The sequence below is a fragment of the Paenibacillus sp. 4624 genome, from assembly GCF_050435065.1.
GTDB classification, from domain to species: Bacteria; Bacillota; Bacilli; order Paenibacillales; family Paenibacillaceae; genus Paenibacillus; species Paenibacillus amylolyticus_D.
This window is the reverse complement of record NZ_JBNDJR010000012.1, coordinates 18,189-34,312: the sequence shown is the minus strand read 5'-3', so window position 1 is coordinate 34,312 and position 16,124 is coordinate 18,189. Positions and strand designations below refer to the sequence as shown.

General features: G+C 47.7%; 16 protein-coding genes and 1 riboswitch. Of the genes, 10 read left to right on the top strand and 6 right to left on the bottom strand.

All coding sequences use genetic code 11. The features are described from left to right. Positions 1-16 precede the first annotated feature (16 nt). Together ABIE27_RS24225 and ABIE27_RS24220 are read left to right on the top strand one after the other, a co-directional pair. On the top strand, positions 17-1,633 hold the full coding sequence (locus ABIE27_RS24225; protein ID WP_240037103.1) for an ATP-binding protein: 1,617 nt from the start codon (positions 17-19) through the stop codon (positions 1,631-1,633). After that, positions 1,634-2,335, top strand: coding sequence for a response regulator (locus ABIE27_RS24220; RefSeq protein ID WP_429351705.1), 702 nt, complete (start codon positions 1,634-1,636; stop codon positions 2,333-2,335). It abuts the gene before it with no gap. A gap of 121 nt (positions 2,336-2,456) precedes the next feature. Here ABIE27_RS24220 and ABIE27_RS24215 read toward each other — a convergent pair whose 3' ends face one another. After that, on the bottom strand, positions 2,457-3,755 hold the full coding sequence (locus ABIE27_RS24215) for an alpha-glucosidase/alpha-galactosidase (protein ID WP_429351704.1): 1,299 nt from the start codon (positions 3,753-3,755) through the stop codon (positions 2,457-2,459). Between the two features lie 228 nt (positions 3,756-3,983). Here ABIE27_RS24215 and ABIE27_RS24210 point away from each other — a divergent pair, with 228 nt between their 5' ends. From ABIE27_RS24210 to ABIE27_RS24185, 6 genes are all read left to right on the top strand, one after another. After that, a complete protein-coding gene (locus ABIE27_RS24210) occupies positions 3,984-4,820 on the top strand; it encodes an AraC family transcriptional regulator (protein ID WP_429351703.1) in 837 nt (278 codons plus the stop codon). Positions 4,821-4,918: 98 nt separating this feature from the next. After that, positions 4,919-5,113: riboswitch (cobalamin riboswitch) on the top strand. Between the two features lie 123 nt (positions 5,114-5,236). After that, positions 5,237-6,226 (top strand): nickel ABC transporter permease, encoded by a 990-nt coding sequence (gene nikB, locus ABIE27_RS24205; RefSeq protein WP_429351702.1) that lies wholly within the window; start codon positions 5,237-5,239, stop codon positions 6,224-6,226. Between the two features lie 3 nt (positions 6,227-6,229). Next, the gene (gene nikC, locus ABIE27_RS24200) at positions 6,230-7,063 is read left to right on the top strand and encodes a nickel transporter permease (protein WP_123066268.1); all 834 of its coding nucleotides are present in this window, start codon (positions 6,230-6,232) and stop codon (positions 7,061-7,063) included. Between the two features lie 18 nt (positions 7,064-7,081). After that, entirely contained in the window at positions 7,082-8,680 is a 1,599-nt protein-coding gene (locus tag ABIE27_RS24195; protein WP_240037107.1) for an ABC transporter substrate-binding protein, read from the top strand. Positions 8,681-8,712: 32 nt separating this feature from the next. Continuing rightward, positions 8,713-9,501 (top strand): ABC transporter ATP-binding protein, encoded by a 789-nt coding sequence (locus tag ABIE27_RS24190; protein WP_429351701.1) that lies wholly within the window; start codon positions 8,713-8,715, stop codon positions 9,499-9,501. Next, positions 9,494-10,333, top strand: a complete 840-nt coding sequence (locus tag ABIE27_RS24185; protein WP_429351700.1) for an ABC transporter ATP-binding protein — start codon at positions 9,494-9,496, stop codon at positions 10,331-10,333. Before ABIE27_RS24190 ends, ABIE27_RS24185 begins: the two co-directional genes overlap by 8 nt. Before the next feature lie 236 nt (positions 10,334-10,569). On the opposite strand, the gene csaA is transcribed toward ABIE27_RS24185, so the two are convergent. From csaA to ABIE27_RS24160, 5 genes are all read right to left on the bottom strand, one after another. Beyond that, the gene (csaA, locus tag ABIE27_RS24180) at positions 10,570-10,899 is read right to left on the bottom strand and encodes a chaperone CsaA (RefSeq protein WP_123066240.1); all 330 of its coding nucleotides are present in this window, start codon (positions 10,897-10,899) and stop codon (positions 10,570-10,572) included. Between the two features lie 200 nt (positions 10,900-11,099). Continuing rightward, positions 11,100-11,732: a uridine kinase gene (udk, locus tag ABIE27_RS24175; protein ID WP_429351699.1), complete on the bottom strand. Its 633-nt coding sequence runs from the start codon at positions 11,730-11,732 to the stop codon at positions 11,100-11,102. A 191-nt stretch (positions 11,733-11,923) separates the two neighbouring features. Next, complete coding sequence (locus tag ABIE27_RS24170; protein ID WP_123066242.1) at positions 11,924-13,051, bottom strand: DUF4179 domain-containing protein; 1,128 nt, start codon at positions 13,049-13,051, stop codon at positions 11,924-11,926. After that, a complete protein-coding gene (locus tag ABIE27_RS24165; protein ID WP_123066243.1) occupies positions 13,035-13,571 on the bottom strand; it encodes an RNA polymerase sigma factor in 537 nt (178 codons plus the stop codon). Before ABIE27_RS24165 ends, ABIE27_RS24170 begins: the two co-directional genes overlap by 17 nt. A 347-nt stretch (positions 13,572-13,918) precedes the next feature. Beyond that, positions 13,919-14,602, bottom strand: a complete 684-nt coding sequence (locus ABIE27_RS24160; protein WP_123066244.1) for a type 1 glutamine amidotransferase domain-containing protein — start codon at positions 14,600-14,602, stop codon at positions 13,919-13,921. A 215-nt stretch (positions 14,603-14,817) separates the two neighbouring features. Here ABIE27_RS24160 and ABIE27_RS24155 point away from each other — a divergent pair, with 215 nt between their 5' ends. Both ABIE27_RS24155 and ABIE27_RS24150 read left to right on the top strand, forming a co-directional pair. Next, complete coding sequence (locus ABIE27_RS24155) at positions 14,818-15,465, top strand: TetR/AcrR family transcriptional regulator (RefSeq protein WP_429351698.1); 648 nt, start codon at positions 14,818-14,820, stop codon at positions 15,463-15,465. A 176-nt stretch (positions 15,466-15,641) separates the two neighbouring features. Beyond that, a complete protein-coding gene (locus ABIE27_RS24150) occupies positions 15,642-16,109 on the top strand; it encodes a hypothetical protein (RefSeq protein ID WP_123066246.1) in 468 nt (155 codons plus the stop codon). Positions 16,110-16,124: the final 15 nt, after the last annotated feature.

Below are 16,124 nucleotides of genomic sequence, written 5' to 3'. Positions count from 1 at the left end.
GCGGGTGGAATTAAATTTGTCTGAACATATGGAAGAGGGCAAAGATCAGGAAAGCTTACAGGTAATCTCTCGTTGGAAAAGGGTTCCCGCCTATATATGGGTAACACTTGCCATCATCCTGTTAACCTTACTGCTTCATATCATTGGGATGAGTGATGATTTGGTCAATGTTGCTCTGGTGTACCTGTTTCCCATACTGATCAGTGCTGTATATTGGGGAATGGGGCCAGCAGTATATGCAGCGACCCTCAGTGTTGTAATGTTTGATTTCTTTTTTGTGCCACCTTATCTCAGTTTTACGGTAGAGGATTTGCGATATCTCATTTCGTTTGGGGTGTATTTGGCTGTTGCCATCATGACGGCAAGTCTCGCCGGACGTTTACGGCAACAGCTGGGTCGGGTTAAATCTCGTGAAGCCACAACGAATGCCCTGTATGATCTTAGTCGACAGATCACTGCAATTACCGATCTGGATAACTTATTGGATAACATGACGAGCCAGATATCCCTTATGCTCGGAAGTCCAGCTGCCATATATCTGCCAGATCAGCAGGGTGAACTGAAGCTTTGGACGAAACAGGGATCCGCGTCTGAGATCGGGACAGAGAAGAGTGCCTGGGGAAGTCGTTCTTCGGAGCTGGCTATCGCCGATTGGGTCTATAAACAGGGGCAGATCGCAGGTAAAGGATCACCCAAGCTTGGGGAGTCGGCGGGGCTGTATGTTCCGCTGCGAACAGAGAATCATATTCACGGTGTACTTGCCGTGCACATGACAACCAATGAGCCGGAGAAGCAGCAGGAACAGCGCCAGCTGCTGGAAGCCTGCGGAAGTCTTGCGGCAGGTGCGATCGCCCGGGTGAAGCTGGCTGAGGAAGCGCGTCTCGCTCAAGTTACCGCCGAATCAGAGCGCATCCGAACTGCGCTGCTGGATTCGGTATCCCATGAGCTGCGTACGCCGTTAACCGTCATTATCGGTTCAGCCACAGGGCTGATGGAGAATGATACTCTTTTTACACCCGAGGATCGCCTAGAATTGACAGGAAATATTCGTGATGGCGCGTTGCGTATGAATCGTCTCGTGACCAACTTGCTTGGCATGGTGCGGCTGGAGAGCGGTATGCTGCAACTAAATCGCAAATGGTGTGATGTAGGAGATATGATGAGCATTGTTTTGGCAAAAGTCAGAGAATTCAGCCCTCACCGTGAAGTTACGGTGCAACTGCCGGAAGACCCCGTCTTTTTTGACGGAGATGAGGTGCTGCTCGAGCAGGTGCTCGTGAACATCGTCAGCAATGCAATCAAATATTCACCCGATGAGAGCATGGTGATCATAAGGGTTAAGAATGAACCGAGTCAGAGTTGTGTGACCTTCATCGTAGATGATCAGGGTGTTGGTATTGAGGAACCGGAGCGCACTCGCGTGTTTGATAAATTTTATCGCTCACCCTCCACGCAGCATATTACGGGAACCGGACTGGGCCTCGCGATCTGCAAAGGGATTGTGGAAGTTCACGGAGGAACGATCCAAGCTGAGGGGAATCCGGATGGAGGAACAAGAATACGTATAGAGTTGCCTGTGGGAAGGGATGGAATGCCATTTTCCTATACAGTGCAAGGAGAGGTTGGAGATTAAATGAATGCCGCATTAGGGGCTCGCATTCTGGTCATTGATGATGAACCACAGATTCGCAAACTGTTAAAAGTGACCCTCCAGGCTCACCAATATGATCATTATGAGTGTGCTGATGGAGAAGAGGGTATTATGCAGGCAAGTATGGTGCATCCCGATCTGATTATACTGGACCTGGGTTTGCCGGGCATATCTGGTATGGACGTGCTTCACCGCATTCGGGAGTGGTCACAGGTGCCGATTATCGTGCTGACAGCGAAGGATCAGGAGGCTGATAAAATTGCCGCACTGGATGCAGGTGCAGATGATTATGTGACGAAGCCGTTTGGCATGGGTGAACTGGTTGCCCGAATTCGGGTGGCGCTGCGGCATGTGGCCAAAACAACGGATGAACCCATTTTACGATTTGGCTCACTGGTTATCGATTTGGCTCTCAGGCAGGTTGAACTGGATGGAGAGCAGATCAAATTAACGCCGACAGAATATGAGATGTTAAAGGTACTTGCTTCAAATGCAGGCAAAATCATTACCCAGCGCCAGCTTTTGCAACAAGTATGGGGTGCGCATCATCATGAGTCGGACAGCCACTATTTGCGGGTGTATGTGGGTCATTTGCGTAAAAAATTGAAGGAAGATCCCACACGGCCATCCTATATTCAGACGGAACCGGGGATTGGATATCGTTTTCTGCTGCCTGCGGAGTAATCTGAACTAAGTGAAAAAGAGCACCGTCCCCTTCCATTTCGAAAAGCACGGTGCTTGGTTTGTATATTTTGGTCATATATCTTGGATATAATCTTTGTTTGTATATGTCTTGTTGGTTATATTATGAGAATTTTGGCAGCCAGTCGCCATGAGCTTCAATCAAATCGTCGCACATCGCCACGATGTCGTCCATGGACAGCTCGGCAGCCGTATGCGGATCAAGCATAGCCGCGTGATAGATATGCTCCTTTTTGCCTGTAATTGCGGCTTCGATGGTGAGCAATTGGGTGTTGATATTGGTACGGTTCAGCGCTGCCAGCTGTGGCGGCAGGTCACCAATATACGTCGGGCTGATGCCGGAGCCATCGACCAGACAAGGAACCTCGACACAAGCTTCGCGTGGCAAGTTGGTGATGAGCCCGTTGTTCATGACATTTCCGCCAATTTTATACGGACGGTCTGTCTCCATCGCTTCCATAATGTGCGAAGCATATTCATGGCTGCGGGTATGCTGAATATTTTCACTCGCGAACAGCTTCTCTCGCATTTCCTTCCAATCAGCAATCTGGTTTACACAGCGGCGTGGATACTCATCGAGCGGGATGTTGAAGCGTTCGATCAGTTCCGGGTAGTTGCGTTTGATAAAATACGGATGATATTCTGCACTATGCTCAGAAGACTCTGTGACATAATAACCGAAGCGATGCATGAGTTCATAACGTACCATATCGTCGTGAGTCTCCTGCTGTTTCTGTCTCGCACGACGTTTGATCTCAGGATACAGATCGACGCCATCTTTTGTTACTTCCAGGAGCCATGCCATGTGGTTAATGCCAGCAATTTTGGCAACGACACCAGTCTGGTCAATCCCCAGCGAATCGAACAGATGTGGTACGCAGACTTGTACACTGTGACACAGACCAACCGTTTTAATTCCGCCATGCACGTTCATGACATTGGTGAGTACAGCCATCGGGTTCGTGTAGTTCAGGAACCAGGCGTCCGGGCATACTTCCTGCATATCCTTGGCGAAGTCCAGCATCACCGGAATGGTACGCAAGTTACGGAAGATTCCGCCAATGCCGAGCGTATCGGCAATCGTTTGACGCAGGCCATATTTCTTCGGAATTTCAAAATCGGTAATCGTACACGGGTCATACCCGCCCACCTGGATGGCATTGATTACATATTTAGCTCCGCGGAGTGCTTCCTTGCGATCAACGTATGTTTTAACAGAACAGCGGCTTCCGAGCGACTGGGCCAAGCTTTGTAACAAACGCTCCGAGTCACTTAGACGTTCAGCATCAATATCAAACAAGGCCAGTTCGAAGTCCTGCAAGGCCTCCGTCATCATCACATCACCCAATACATTTTTTACAAAAACGGTGCTGCCTGCACCGAGAAACGTAATTTTGTTCATCTCAAGTTCATCCTTCCCGAAAAAAATGTTGTACCCCAACTATAGGCCGAACAGGCTCATATCACTATGGCTCAAACCCTCTCGAATATGGCATAATCCCATTTTTGTTTTCGTTTTCAGCAAGATTTCCTTTCTTCCACCTGTTATAATTTATTGTATGAACAGATAAGAGAATATGTGGGCTCGCCTTAAGATGTCTTTAACCTCATCGTCGAAAGGAGGGGAAACATGAGTCGGAAAGTTGAAATGAATGTGGTCTCTGCCGGCTGGACGCAGATGGAACTGGTTTTGTTATTTTACGGCTGGGAGGCATGTGATCCTGCCCACTATTGGGGGCCGGGAGTGCGTGATTCCTATATCGTGCATTACGTACATGAGGGTCATGGTACGGTTTATATGGGAGATCGTGAATATCCTCTGAGCGAGGGCCAAGGATTCCTCATTTTACCCGACACGGTCATTCATTATGAAGCCGATGCAGAAGAGCCTTGGACATATTCATGGTTTGGCTTCAGAGGTGTACAGGCGAAGGCTTTTATGCAGCGTGCGCAGTTAAGTGAGGAGCACCCGGTGTTCACTGCTCATGAACCGAATATGATGGCAGCGCTGTATGACGAGATGCTTCAGGCTGGAACGAGTTCCCTTCCAGGAGGGGATGTAATGCATCAAAGCCTGTTATATCGACTTATGGCAGCATTAATTGCATCCTCACCGATCAAAGAAGAAGAAAACCCCCTCCTGTCGACGAAAGAGACTTATATTCGGCAGGCTGTGCGGTTTATGGAGAATCGGTATAGTCAGCGTACCACTATTCTGGATATCGCACAGGCTGTCGGGTTAGATCGAACGTATTTATCGGGGTTGTTCAAAGAGCGATACGGCAAGTCGCTACAAGCCTTTTTCCTGGAGTATCGCATGAATCGTGCGGCGGAACTGCTTCGCAACCCGATGTTGTCTGTGAGTGAAGTAGCCCACTCCGTTGGATACACTGACCCGTTACTCTTTTCCAAAATGTTCAAACGTGTGACAGGGGTGTCACCCAAGGGTTCGCGAGTACGGTATTAGCCGCATTTATGATTTCAATTTTAAAAGAAAAGTTTTGAACATTATTCCGTATGCCGCTATACTGATACAGAAGTGTAACAGATACCAACTTTTAGTGAATTGAATACGTGGAACTTGGTGCTCTACCCGCTGGGGTAGAAGCTTAAAAGGGAAGTCCGGTGTGATGCCGGCGCGGTCCCGCCACTGTAACAGAGGAGTCAGGCAGCATATCCACTGGTCTGGAGAAGACCGGGAAGGAGCTGTTATGGCAATGATGCTGAAGCCAGGAGACCTGCCAGGTTGGACAAACACAGCAGTACCCTACGGGAGATAGGAAGGTGTTTAAAGAGCATGATTTTTTCTGAAAATCTGTTTATTTAAGGCGTCCTTATCCCGTGAAACGGAGAAGGGCGCTTTTTTGAATTGGATTGAAATAAATGAGAATGATGGCGTACACGCGCATTAAACCGGGGAAGGGCGTTTTATTATTGGGCAGATATATCGTTAAACGGTTAGTACAACTGGTCGCCGTTCTGTTTGGAATCACCTTCCTGACATTTCTATTAACGTATCTGTCTCCTGGAGATCCCGCCAGACTGATGCTGATGTCCACTGGAGTTACACCTTCGGATGAACTGGTCAGACAGGTGAGGTCAGAGCTCGGGTTGGACAAGCCGTTTCTTGTTCGGTATGGAACCTGGCTAGGGCAAGTGGTCACCGGAGACTTTGGTACGTCGTATAAATACGACCGTCCCGTACTGGATGTGTTAATGGCCCGCCTTCCAGCAACGCTCAAGTTAACCGGGAGTGCGATGTTTCTGGTGATTTTGATTTCCTTTCCGCTGGGAGTTCTTTCGGCTGTACGCCGGAATCGATGGCTCGATTATGTCATTCGCCTGTTTTCGTTTGCCGGTCTATCCATGCCAAGCTTTTGGCTGGGCATGCTGCTGATGCTCGTATTTGGTGTACAGCTGAAGCTGTTACCCGTTATGGGTAATTCCGGCTGGCACAGCCTGATCCTGCCTGCGGTCACACTGGCTATTCCACTGATCGCCCAATACAGCCGGCAGATTCGTGCAGTCATGCTGGAGGAGATCGGCCAGAATTACGTGGTGGGAGCAAGAGCGAGAGGTGTGAAGGAATCGATGATCATTTGGCAGCATATTTTGCCGAATTCACTGCTGCCGATTGTGACACTTCTGGGCATGACAACGGGAGCATTACTTGGCGGAGCAGCGATTGTGGAAAGTTTATTCGTATGGCCGGGGGTAGGCCAGATGGCGGTGGATGCCATTTTCACTCGGGACTATCCCCTGATACAGGGGTATGTGATTTGGATGGCAGTCATCTATGTCACCCTGAATCTGATCGTGGATCTCTGGACACATCTGCGTGATCCGCGCATTCAACTGGATGTGGATGTGTAGATGATGATGAAGATTCGAGCATACCTGACACAACGTCGTCTATTTATTTTTTTGCTATCCCTGACTGCGGGTTGGATCGTTCTGGCTTTGATTGCGCCGCTTCTGGCACCTCACGATCCACTTGCCACGAATTTTGCCAAAGTGTTGCAACCATCCAGCCCCGAATATCCACTCGGCACGGATCAGCTTGGGCGATGTGTCCTGTCCCGACTTTTATATGGAGCACGCACATCTCTGTTGCTCACCTTTATGATGATCGGTATTGTTTTCAGCTTAGGTGCAGCGGTTGGTGTCGTTGCAGGTTTTCTGCGAGGACTGGTGGATACGATGCTGATGCGGCTGTGCGATACGTTGATGGCATTTCCTGGTTTGATTTTTGCGATTGCCGTAGTAGGGATGTTAGGGCCGGGACTATTTAACACGGTGGTTGCACTCTCCGTCGTCTGGTGGGCAAAGTATGCACGGATGGCCCGAAGCCTGGTCATTTCTCTTCAGCAAAAAGAGTTCGTCACTGCCGCTGCATTCAGCGGTGCGCGTAAAATTCAAATCATTAGCAGAACGATTCTGCCGAATATGTTGCCCCCTTTGATTGTCATGGCAATGATGGACGTGGGCGGCATGATGTTGTCGATCTCGGGACTGTCTTTTCTCGGGCTGGGTGCACAGCCGCCTGATCCTGAGTGGGGAGCGATGTTGAATGAAGGCAGAAGATATCTGCAAACAGCGCCTTGGCTGCTAATCTATCCGGGGCTTGCGATATTTAGCACGGTTATCATATTTAATTTGCTGGGGGACAGTCTGCGAGATGTGCTTGATCCCAAGAAAAATACAGTGTAACTGAAGGGAATGGGAAGCATGAGCAAGGTTCAAAAAACATGGTTGCTGGCTATCATATCAATGATGATTATTCTGTTGCTCGCGGCTTGTGGTAAAGACAACAATTCAACACCTTCATCATCAGATGCTGCGGGGAAACCTTCTGGTGTGGATGCGAGTGGTGCGGCTGGTGAGGGCAAGAAATCACATCTGAATGTGGCCTTGTTCTGGCTGGGCAGCAGTCTTGATCCTGCCGATGAATGGAATGGCTGGACGCTGACGCGCGCGGCTATTGGGGAGACGCTGGTTCAGTTTGACGAGCAGATGAAGATGGTTCCCAAACTGGCGGACAAGTGGGATCGGATCGATGATACAACTTGGCATTTTCATATTCGGGACGGGGTAACGTTCCATAATGGCCATCCCGTGACTGCGGATGCGGTGAAAAAATCAATCGAACGCTCCATCTCGCTGAATGAGAGAGGCCAATCCACACTGCCAATTAAGTCAATGACTGCCAAGGGGCAGGATCTGACGATCAAAACAACACAGCCAGATGCCTCACTGTTAGGCAATATTGCAGAGCCGCTGTTTATTATCGTGGATACGAGTGCAGATACGTCAAAATTCAAGAGTGAGCCCATCGCTACCGGGCCATTCATGGTTACAGGATATAAGCCCGATCAGGAGATACAGGTCAAGAAGTACGATAAATACTGGGGCGGCGCGGCCGATCTGGATACGATGACACTGAAATACATCAAGGATGATAATACACGGGCGCTGGCGCTGCAATCAGGGGAAATCGATGTAGCGAGTAATGTGGGACGCAGCCAGATGCCTCTTTTTCAGGATCAAACACAATACACCATTGACGAAATTCCGAGCCTCCGTACGCAGTTTGTGTGGTTTAACACGACCCATTCACTGCTAAGTGATGTAAAGGTTCGGCGCGCCATTTCTTACGGAATTGACCGCGAAATGTACGCGAATACGCTGGTGGGTGGACAAGCAGCCAAAGGGCCGTTTACCTCTGCATTACCTTTTGGGTATGACAAAATTACCGGATATGATTACGAACCTGCGAAGGCAAAACAATTGCTGGATGAGGCTGGATATAAGGATACAGATGGAGATGGCATTCGGGACAGGGATGGGAAGAAGCTATCGTTACAACTCATCCTTAACTCAGCTTATGAATCCGATTCCGTTGTGGCTGCTGCGATGCAGTCCCAGCTTAAAGAAATTGGGGTTGGGCTGGAGCTCACCTCATATGAGGATCTCACCGACCATCAGAAAAGTGGAAATTATGATCTGGCTCTGACGAGCATTAATACAGGCATCACAGGTGATCCGCAGTATATTCTCGACTTTTATTTCAAAACAGGTGCGGAGTGGAATGTTGGCGGATACAGCAATCCGAAGCTGGACGAGCTTATTGAGCGTCTTCACTCGGAGTTTGATGTGGAGAAGCGTTATGCCCTTGCGGCAGAAGCGCAGCAGATTATTCTGGATGATGCAGCTTATATGTTTTTGACATATACACCGATTAATATCGTCGGCAAAAGTAATGTAAAGGGTGCAACGATGTACCCGATCGACTTCTATCTGCTAGATCGCAACATTAAGGTCGAGTAGTGATGACGTCCTTGCGTGGGGGGAAGACATCTTTGCTTGTTGAGCTGAAGAATCTGTCTGTAAGTTATAAGGAAGGAATGCCTTCCTTGCAGGATGTATCCTTTTCGATGAAGCCGGGAGAAATCATTGGCATTGTGGGGGAAAGCGGCAGCGGGAAGTCGACCCTGATCCGGGCTTTGCTGGGACTACTGCCTGTAGGCGGACGATACACCGGAGGAGAGATTATTTTTCGGGAGCGGGTGTTGCTACGTAACTCGCAACAAGATTGGCAGGGGATGCGTGGCAAACGAATCGCGATGGTATTTCAGGACAGCGGTTCGTATCTGAATCCGATTCGTAGTATTGGAAGTCAGTATGTGGAGGCCATTCGTGCCCACCTGCCTATGTCCCGGAAAGAGGCTTGGAGATTGGCCGTTCACACACTGGCCCGTATGGGGCTGGATGATCCAGAGCGAGTCATGCGTGCCTATGCTTCTCAGCTTAGCGGGGGGATGAAGCAACGGACAGCGATTGCGATGACTGCTGCGTTGGAGCCGGAACTGCTGCTGGCGGATGAGCCGACGAGTGCGCTGGATGTTACGACTCAAAACGAAGTGATGAGCCAATTGAGCAGGCTCTGTGCGGACAAGGGAACGGGCATGATCCTCGTGACGCACAATATGGCGGTTGCGGCCCATATGGCTGACCGGATTGGTGTGATGTTAGACGGCAGGTTGGTGGAACTGGGAGATACACTGCCTGTCATATCGAATCCCACTCATGAGTATACTCGCAAGCTGCTGCATGCTGTACCTGAACTGGAGGTGAATGCGCATGACTGATGACAGATCACCAATTCTGAAACTGAGTAACGTATGTAAAACGTACGAGTTGAAAGGGCAACAGGCTGTTCAGGCATTACAGAATGTGGATCTGGCATTATATCCCGGGGAGTGTCTGGGCATTGTCGGGCAGAGTGGAAGTGGCAAAAGCTCACTGGCCAAGTGTGTAACCCAGCTGGAACAGGCGACTTCAGGAGAGATTTGGTACCATGGGCAGGAGATTAACCGTTTGAAAGGTGAGAAGCTTCGTCAGATGCGCAAGCAAATTCAGATGGTATTTCAGGAGCCTGCGACGATTTTTAACCCACGCATGAAGGTGGGCATGTTTATCGGTGAGCCTCTGTTGAATTATAAAATGATGAAAAGGCAGGCGGCTGCTCAGGAAACACGCAAATTGCTGGAGCGAGTTGGATTGTCTGCTTTGGATGCGAATAAGTATCCGCACGAATTAAGCGGCGGGCAACAACAGCGAGCCGTCATTGCTCGTGCGATTGGTGTACGGCCCGAGATCATTTTGTTTGACGAAGCTACCTCTGCCCTGGATGTTTCCATCCAGCAGCAGATTTTGGATCTGCTCATGGAATTGCGTAGGGAGACAGGAGTTTCCTCCATATTCATATCACATGATCTTGCGGTGGTGCAGCAGGTGAGTGACCGTATCGCAGTCATGCATCAAGGGAGAGTAGTGGAGGTTGTGAACAGTTCCAAGCTTACCAGTTTGGCAAATCATTCGTACACCCGAAGTCTGATGTCCTCCGCTCTGTCGCTTAGAGAGTTGAAGGGTGAGATGCAGATGCGGGAGCGTGTTGAGATTTTGGCGGGCAGCAGATGAAGTAGAAGACAAGCAGGGTTATGCATAAGTTATAAGAGAACAGGGTTATCTGTAGTGAATTCTTTTGATGGATGAATTCACACTCCGGATAACCCTTTTGATATTCTCATCTATACGGAAATGAGCTGGTCTGGTGAAATCCTCTAACTGCCACTGATTTATAAGTGAAGCATGGATATATTGTAGATGCGGTGCCTGTGTATTGCCGTTACGTAAACTTTCGATATTAGTTGAATTCAGGCAATCGGCGTTCCATTGGGTAACGGATGATCTGGGGAGAGCAGAACGACATCACCTTCGCCGGGAACACCGCCCAGTACAAGTACCTCGGACACGAAACCGGCAATCCGCCGAGGTGGGAAATTCACGACAGCAACGACCTGTTTGCCAATTATCATCTCGGGTGTGTAACGGTGGGTGATCTGGGCACTGGAATTTTTTAAACCGAGTGGTCCAAAATCTATTTTCATCTTAATCGCAGGAACACGAGCCTTCAGAAAAGGTTCAGCCTCCACCACGGTACCTACTCGAATATCATGTTGCATGAACTCTTCAAAAGTAGCCATAGATAAACTCCTCTCAACGAACGATGTCATATAGTATAGATGATATATCTGTCCCCGAAAACAAAAAATCCAGATTACGCTGTATCGTAACCTGGATTTCCGCCTAAAATCTTCTGATGGGATTTTTTCCAAAGAAATGCTCGAAGTCATATTTCCTAAAAACCCCTGAAAAACCCCTGTTATCCCTTATGCAACTGTGATTAAGATCTGTTCCAGTTTTCTCCCGTGAGATACTTCTCAGTAAGAATGGACAGCATCTGAATCCCTACTTCATTATGCCCGCCCTCAGGGATGATGATGTCCGCATACTTTTTGGACGGTTCGATAAATGCATCATGCATCGGTTTTACTGTTTCGAGATACTGTTTGTACACGGATTGAATCGAGCGTCCACGCTCTTCCATGTCCCGCAGTACTCTGCGCAGAATGCGTACATCGGAATCCGTATCTACAAATACCTTGATATCCAGCAGTGTACGAAGGTGCTCATCAATCAGTACGTGTAACCCTTCGACAATGACGATGTGGTTCGGCGCAAGCTCAATCGTTTCGCCTGCAATGCGGTTATCTATGGTGAAGTCATACACGGGAGCAAATGCTGGTTGGCCCTTTTTCAACAGGGTAAGATGCTCAATCAACAGATCGTTATCAAAAGCAAACGGGTGATCGTAATTCGTCAGTCTGCGTTGCTCAGGTGTGAGGTCTGACTGGTCTTTGTAATAATTGTCTTGGGATATGAATGTAACTTTGGCTGATCCCAGACGTTCAATAACGGAGCGGGCTACCGTTGTTTTGCCGGAGCCGGTTCCTCCGGCGATACCAATAATGAGCATGGTTGTTCCATAAACCTCCCTAAAGTGGCAGCATGATCAATCGATAAAGAGTGCCCAAAATGTTTTATTTTTAAGCGCGATCTGCATGTCTGTCTGCGAATACACAATTCCCTCATTGTACCACAGCTCGCTGACTTTTTCATCTTAAGGAACAGACCATGTTTTGCCTTTAAGAAGGAAGCTCATTTCTGCTATGGCAACTGAATTTTTATTTCCATCCCCTTAATGAATTGATCGTCTTTGACCACTTCGGCAAAATCATCTTTCACCTTAAAAGGTTTTACAACCAGGTATTTCACGTCCTTGGCTGTGGTGGCATAGATGCTTTCCCAGTTCAGCTGGTTTGCTTCATACATACCTTCACCGCTCAGTGCGGTCAATTGTCGGCCTTGATCATCATAGACAGCAAATCTGATTTCACGCAGCTGTTTCTCTTCTTTGTTACTTAACGTTTCTTTCCCTTTTAACGCGATCGACGCAGTTAGACGAGTCGTAATGGGTGTGACCTCGGCTTTGTTCACAGTGACCTTGTACAGATCATTTTCTATCGTACTATTCGGCTGAACGTTGTGAGTGTCCGTTGTAGATTTGGTAAACGGAACTGTCAGTTCGAACTCATGATCCATACCTTGTAGCGTCAACTTCACCTTAGCATCAAATTGATCCGGGATGACACCCGTATGGTCTGTAGGAAGGACCTGTTCAAAAAGCAAAGTATCAGGCTCGTTCGCCCCGGCTGAACTATAGAACAGACCGCTATCTGGACGAGAACCGTTCACATCAAAAAACACATTGTCAACACCGCTGCTTAGCTTCACGATGTCCTTGCCATTGTCATACATGCCCTGATGGAGATTAGGCGCAGTGACATGAACGAGAAACGCCGCACGTGTGCCGTCATAGACCGTTTCCAATACCTTGAATTTCACATCCTGATAAGCAAACGAGCTGTTCACTGGCGTAGTCAAACCTTCGTTACCCGCTGTTCTAAGACCCATATCGGCCTCAATGGAGCTGAAGAGACTGCCTACAAACGGAATACTACGCAGAGAATCAGCCATTGCTGGAGAGACAAAACCGGATGCAAATACCGTTAAACCCAGCACACCTGCGGCGACAGCGACTCCTGCAGTGCGGCGTAGTCCTTTATGAACACGTCGTGGATGATGAGACTGAAACGACTCCATGTTCATTCGGCTAGGTGATTCGGTAAGGGAATCTAGTGTAGCATCAATGCGGTTGCGCACAATTTCAGACATGGCAGGACGCTCCTTGGCTTGCTCTTTTAATTTTTGATCGAGATTAAACGGGTTTGACATGTAATTTTACCTCCCGATAGTTTTTGAATTTCTGATAAAGATCTTTCCTTGCGCGGCTCAGCCTCATCTTCACGGCGCTTTCGGACAGGCCCAGTGTATCTGCGACTTGACGCAGGCTCATATCTTCAAAGTAATGAAGTACAATCACAATGCGTTTGGCTTCTTCCAGCTGATCGACGGCTTCCCGCATATCCACCTCATCGTATGGACTGGGTTGTGCCTGATGTTCTGCGGGCACTTCTGCGTAAGAAGTGGAGAGAGAGCGGCGGGATAACAAGGTATTGCATTCATTGATGAGAATACGGAACATCCATGTTTTGAAATACTGCGGTTCTCGAAGAGTATGCATGGATTTGTAGGCTTTCAGGATCGTTTCCTGAATCGCGTCCGCGGCATCTTCCTCTTTGCGCAGCATGGATATGGCGGTATTGTATAGGGAATTTTCAATCTCTCGGATCAGCCTGATGAAAGCTTCACGATCTCCCTGGATAGCTTGTGTAATGAGATCGGGTAAATCCATAGTTAACAGCTCCTTTCGTAACGGTTTATATCGTGTTGGAGATACATCTCTTGGCCGGTTTTACATAGATTAGACTGCCGAGTGAGGCAGATGGTCACATGTATTTTGAGGGTTTGGGAAAAAAGTCAGAGTGTGCACCGAATACCAGACACTTCGTATGTTAGACGTGTAAGAGGATGGCCTACCCTTAACTCGAAACAGTATTAGGAGAGGAAGCGATGCCTTGACGCTCCTGGAGAACATAAGGAGCATCACAAAAAAGCACGTACCTGTCAGATCATGACGGGTACGTGCTTTTTTGTGAAGTACTCATTTATATAGAAAGCTCATGGGGGAGCTGAGATATCTTACAGACCAAGCAACTCTTTAACACTTTCAGCTACGGCCTTGCTAGATTGCGGATTTTGTCCCGTAACTACACGTCCATCCGTAGTTACATAGGAAGTGTATGGAGAAGATTTAACATACTCGGAAGCACGTTCGCGCAGAGCATCCTCCAGCAAGAAAGGAACATACTTTGTTTGTTGTGCCAGTTCTTCTTCCTCGTTCGTGAAGCCGGACACTTTTTTATCGTTAATCAGAAGCAAGCCAGTGGACAGCTTCACATTCAGCAGGGCAGTAACCCCGTGGCACACGCCGGATACCACGCCACCTTTTTCATAAATATCACGTGATAGCGCTTGAAGTTCGGCATTCTCCGGGAAATCCCACATTGTACCGTGTCCACCCGTGAAGTAGATTGCATCGTAGTCGCTTGCGTTTACTTCACTCGGTTTCAACGTGTTTTTCAATTTATTCATGAAGGATTCGTTTTCGAAATAAGCTTTGGTGCTGGCATCCAGAGAGTCACCCAGACTTTTCGGATCAAGTGGCACGTTGCCGCCGTTCGGGCTAACCAGATCCATCTGCACATTTTCGTTATGGTCGAACTCTTCGATGAAGTGAGTGGCTTCACTCAGCCACAGACCTGTAGGTTCATCCTTGGTTGCATATTTATCGACATTGGTCAAAACAACTAATATTTTTTTCATCGTAAAAAACCTCCTGCATATGCTCGTTATTTAAATTGTGTAAAATATAATTGTTAACAACTTCATGCAGACAATATATCATACCTGTCTTTCAAAGTAAACTAAATTAATAAAATTCGTATAGTTTGTTTATTACGTCTATTTTGTCCAGGCATGGTATACTCATTATATTGTCCAATTTGGAGCAATTGACGCAGCATGAAGGAGGCACCCCTTTGAAACGTTTGGAAAATTCACAAAAACTACTGACCAAAATCATTCCGGTTCTGCGTGCAAAGTCCATCAGTTCCCTGCGCATGGATGACATGGCGAAACATATGGATATTAGTAAGGCAACCCTATATAAATACTTCTCATCGAAAGAGGAAATTATCCAGAACGTTCTGAACGTATATATCGAAGAGATTCATGATTCCAGGGCGACAATGGAGGATGATATGATCTCGTACGAGCGTAGATTTCAGATTGCCTATGAGCATGCGATGACCCATGTGTTATATCTGCCCGAGTTCTTCTGGAGCGAGGTGAGGAAGCTTTACCCAGTACTATACCAAGAGATTGCTTCTGCTCTGCGGCATCATAGTGAACAGTTATGTTCCTTTTTTGAAAAGGGAATGGCACAAGGCACCTTTAATCGTATTAGTCCGGTGCTGTACATGATTCAAGATGAAGCGGTGATCCGCAGAATTGCTGAGCCGTCGTTTTCCATTACGCATGATATGACAATCCGTCAGGGCCTATTTGACTTCTACATCCTGAAGAAACATCAGTTACTCAGCCCGTCACGAATCGAGAATCTGGATGATCAGCCAGTAAAAGCCTACATTAGCGAACTGATTCAACAGTTATCACGGACGATGTAAAGAGCGGATTGGAGAGGGTTATTGGATGGTCAGCTCTGGATATAACAACGGGGAGTATATATTTCAGTTCAAATTTAAAATAAATAGATTTAAAGTCCTGGGTCTTCTGATATAATCATGTCGAAAGATGTCAATCTTCACCAGATGTCTTCTACATATTTTGGGAGGTCTACCCTATGAAAAAGTCAACAAAGCTTCTATCTTCAACAGCTATTGCTGCAATTGCAGCTGTATCGGTTGTTACTTCTGCATCTGCAGCAAGCAGTTATGCGGCTCAACCGATATCTTCGTTATCCAATGTAGACATTTCTTCAATGGATATTGAAACGGCATTGATGATGGTGCAGCAGGAGCGCACCAGATTGCTGGATGCTCAATTGCAAGCGCAAATTCAAGCGGTACAGAACCGCAATCAACAGATTGCTGATCTCAATGCAAAGTTGCAAGTGGCTCAACAGAACGGGGATCAAGCAGCGGTGCAAGCGCTGAAGTCTCAGATCGATGCGGCGAGTAATTCACAACAAATGGATATGCTTCGTTTGCAATCCATGTCTAACAAACGGAATGAAGCTTTTGATCTTATGACTAATTTCATAAAAAAAATGCAAGAATCCAGATCCTCCATCATCGGTAACATGCGTTAAGACGGGGATCACGAA

Excerpts from the sequence above, each read along its gene's own strand:
- ABIE27_RS24220 (WP_429351705.1), top strand. The coding sequence starts at position 1,634 with ATGAATGCCGCATTAGGGGCTCGCATTCTGGTCATTGATGATGAACCA.
- ABIE27_RS24215 (WP_429351704.1), bottom strand. The coding sequence starts at position 3,755 with ATGAACAAAATTACGTTTCTCGGTGCAGGCAGCACCGTTTTTGTAAAA.
- ABIE27_RS24210 (WP_429351703.1), top strand. The coding sequence starts at position 3,984 with ATGAGTCGGAAAGTTGAAATGAATGTGGTCTCTGCCGGCTGGACGCAG.
- nikB (WP_429351702.1), top strand. The coding sequence starts at position 5,237 with ATGAGAATGATGGCGTACACGCGCATTAAACCGGGGAAGGGCGTTTTA.
- nikC (WP_123066268.1), top strand. The coding sequence starts at position 6,230 with ATGATGAAGATTCGAGCATACCTGACACAACGTCGTCTATTTATTTTT.
- ABIE27_RS24195 (WP_240037107.1), top strand. The coding sequence starts at position 7,082 with ATGAGCAAGGTTCAAAAAACATGGTTGCTGGCTATCATATCAATGATG.
- ABIE27_RS24185 (WP_429351700.1), top strand. The coding sequence starts at position 9,494 with ATGACTGATGACAGATCACCAATTCTGAAACTGAGTAACGTATGTAAA.
- csaA (WP_123066240.1), bottom strand. The coding sequence starts at position 10,899 with ATGGCTACTTTTGAAGAGTTCATGCAACATGATATTCGAGTAGGTACC.
- udk (WP_429351699.1), bottom strand. The coding sequence starts at position 11,732 with ATGCTCATTATTGGTATCGCCGGAGGAACCGGCTCCGGCAAAACAACG.
- ABIE27_RS24170 (WP_123066242.1), bottom strand. The coding sequence starts at position 13,051 with ATGTCAAACCCGTTTAATCTCGATCAAAAATTAAAAGAGCAAGCCAAG.
- ABIE27_RS24165 (WP_123066243.1), bottom strand. The coding sequence starts at position 13,571 with ATGGATTTACCCGATCTCATTACACAAGCTATCCAGGGAGATCGTGAA.
- ABIE27_RS24160 (WP_123066244.1), bottom strand. The coding sequence starts at position 14,602 with ATGAAAAAAATATTAGTTGTTTTGACCAATGTCGATAAATATGCAACC.
- ABIE27_RS24150 (WP_123066246.1), top strand. The coding sequence starts at position 15,642 with ATGAAAAAGTCAACAAAGCTTCTATCTTCAACAGCTATTGCTGCAATT.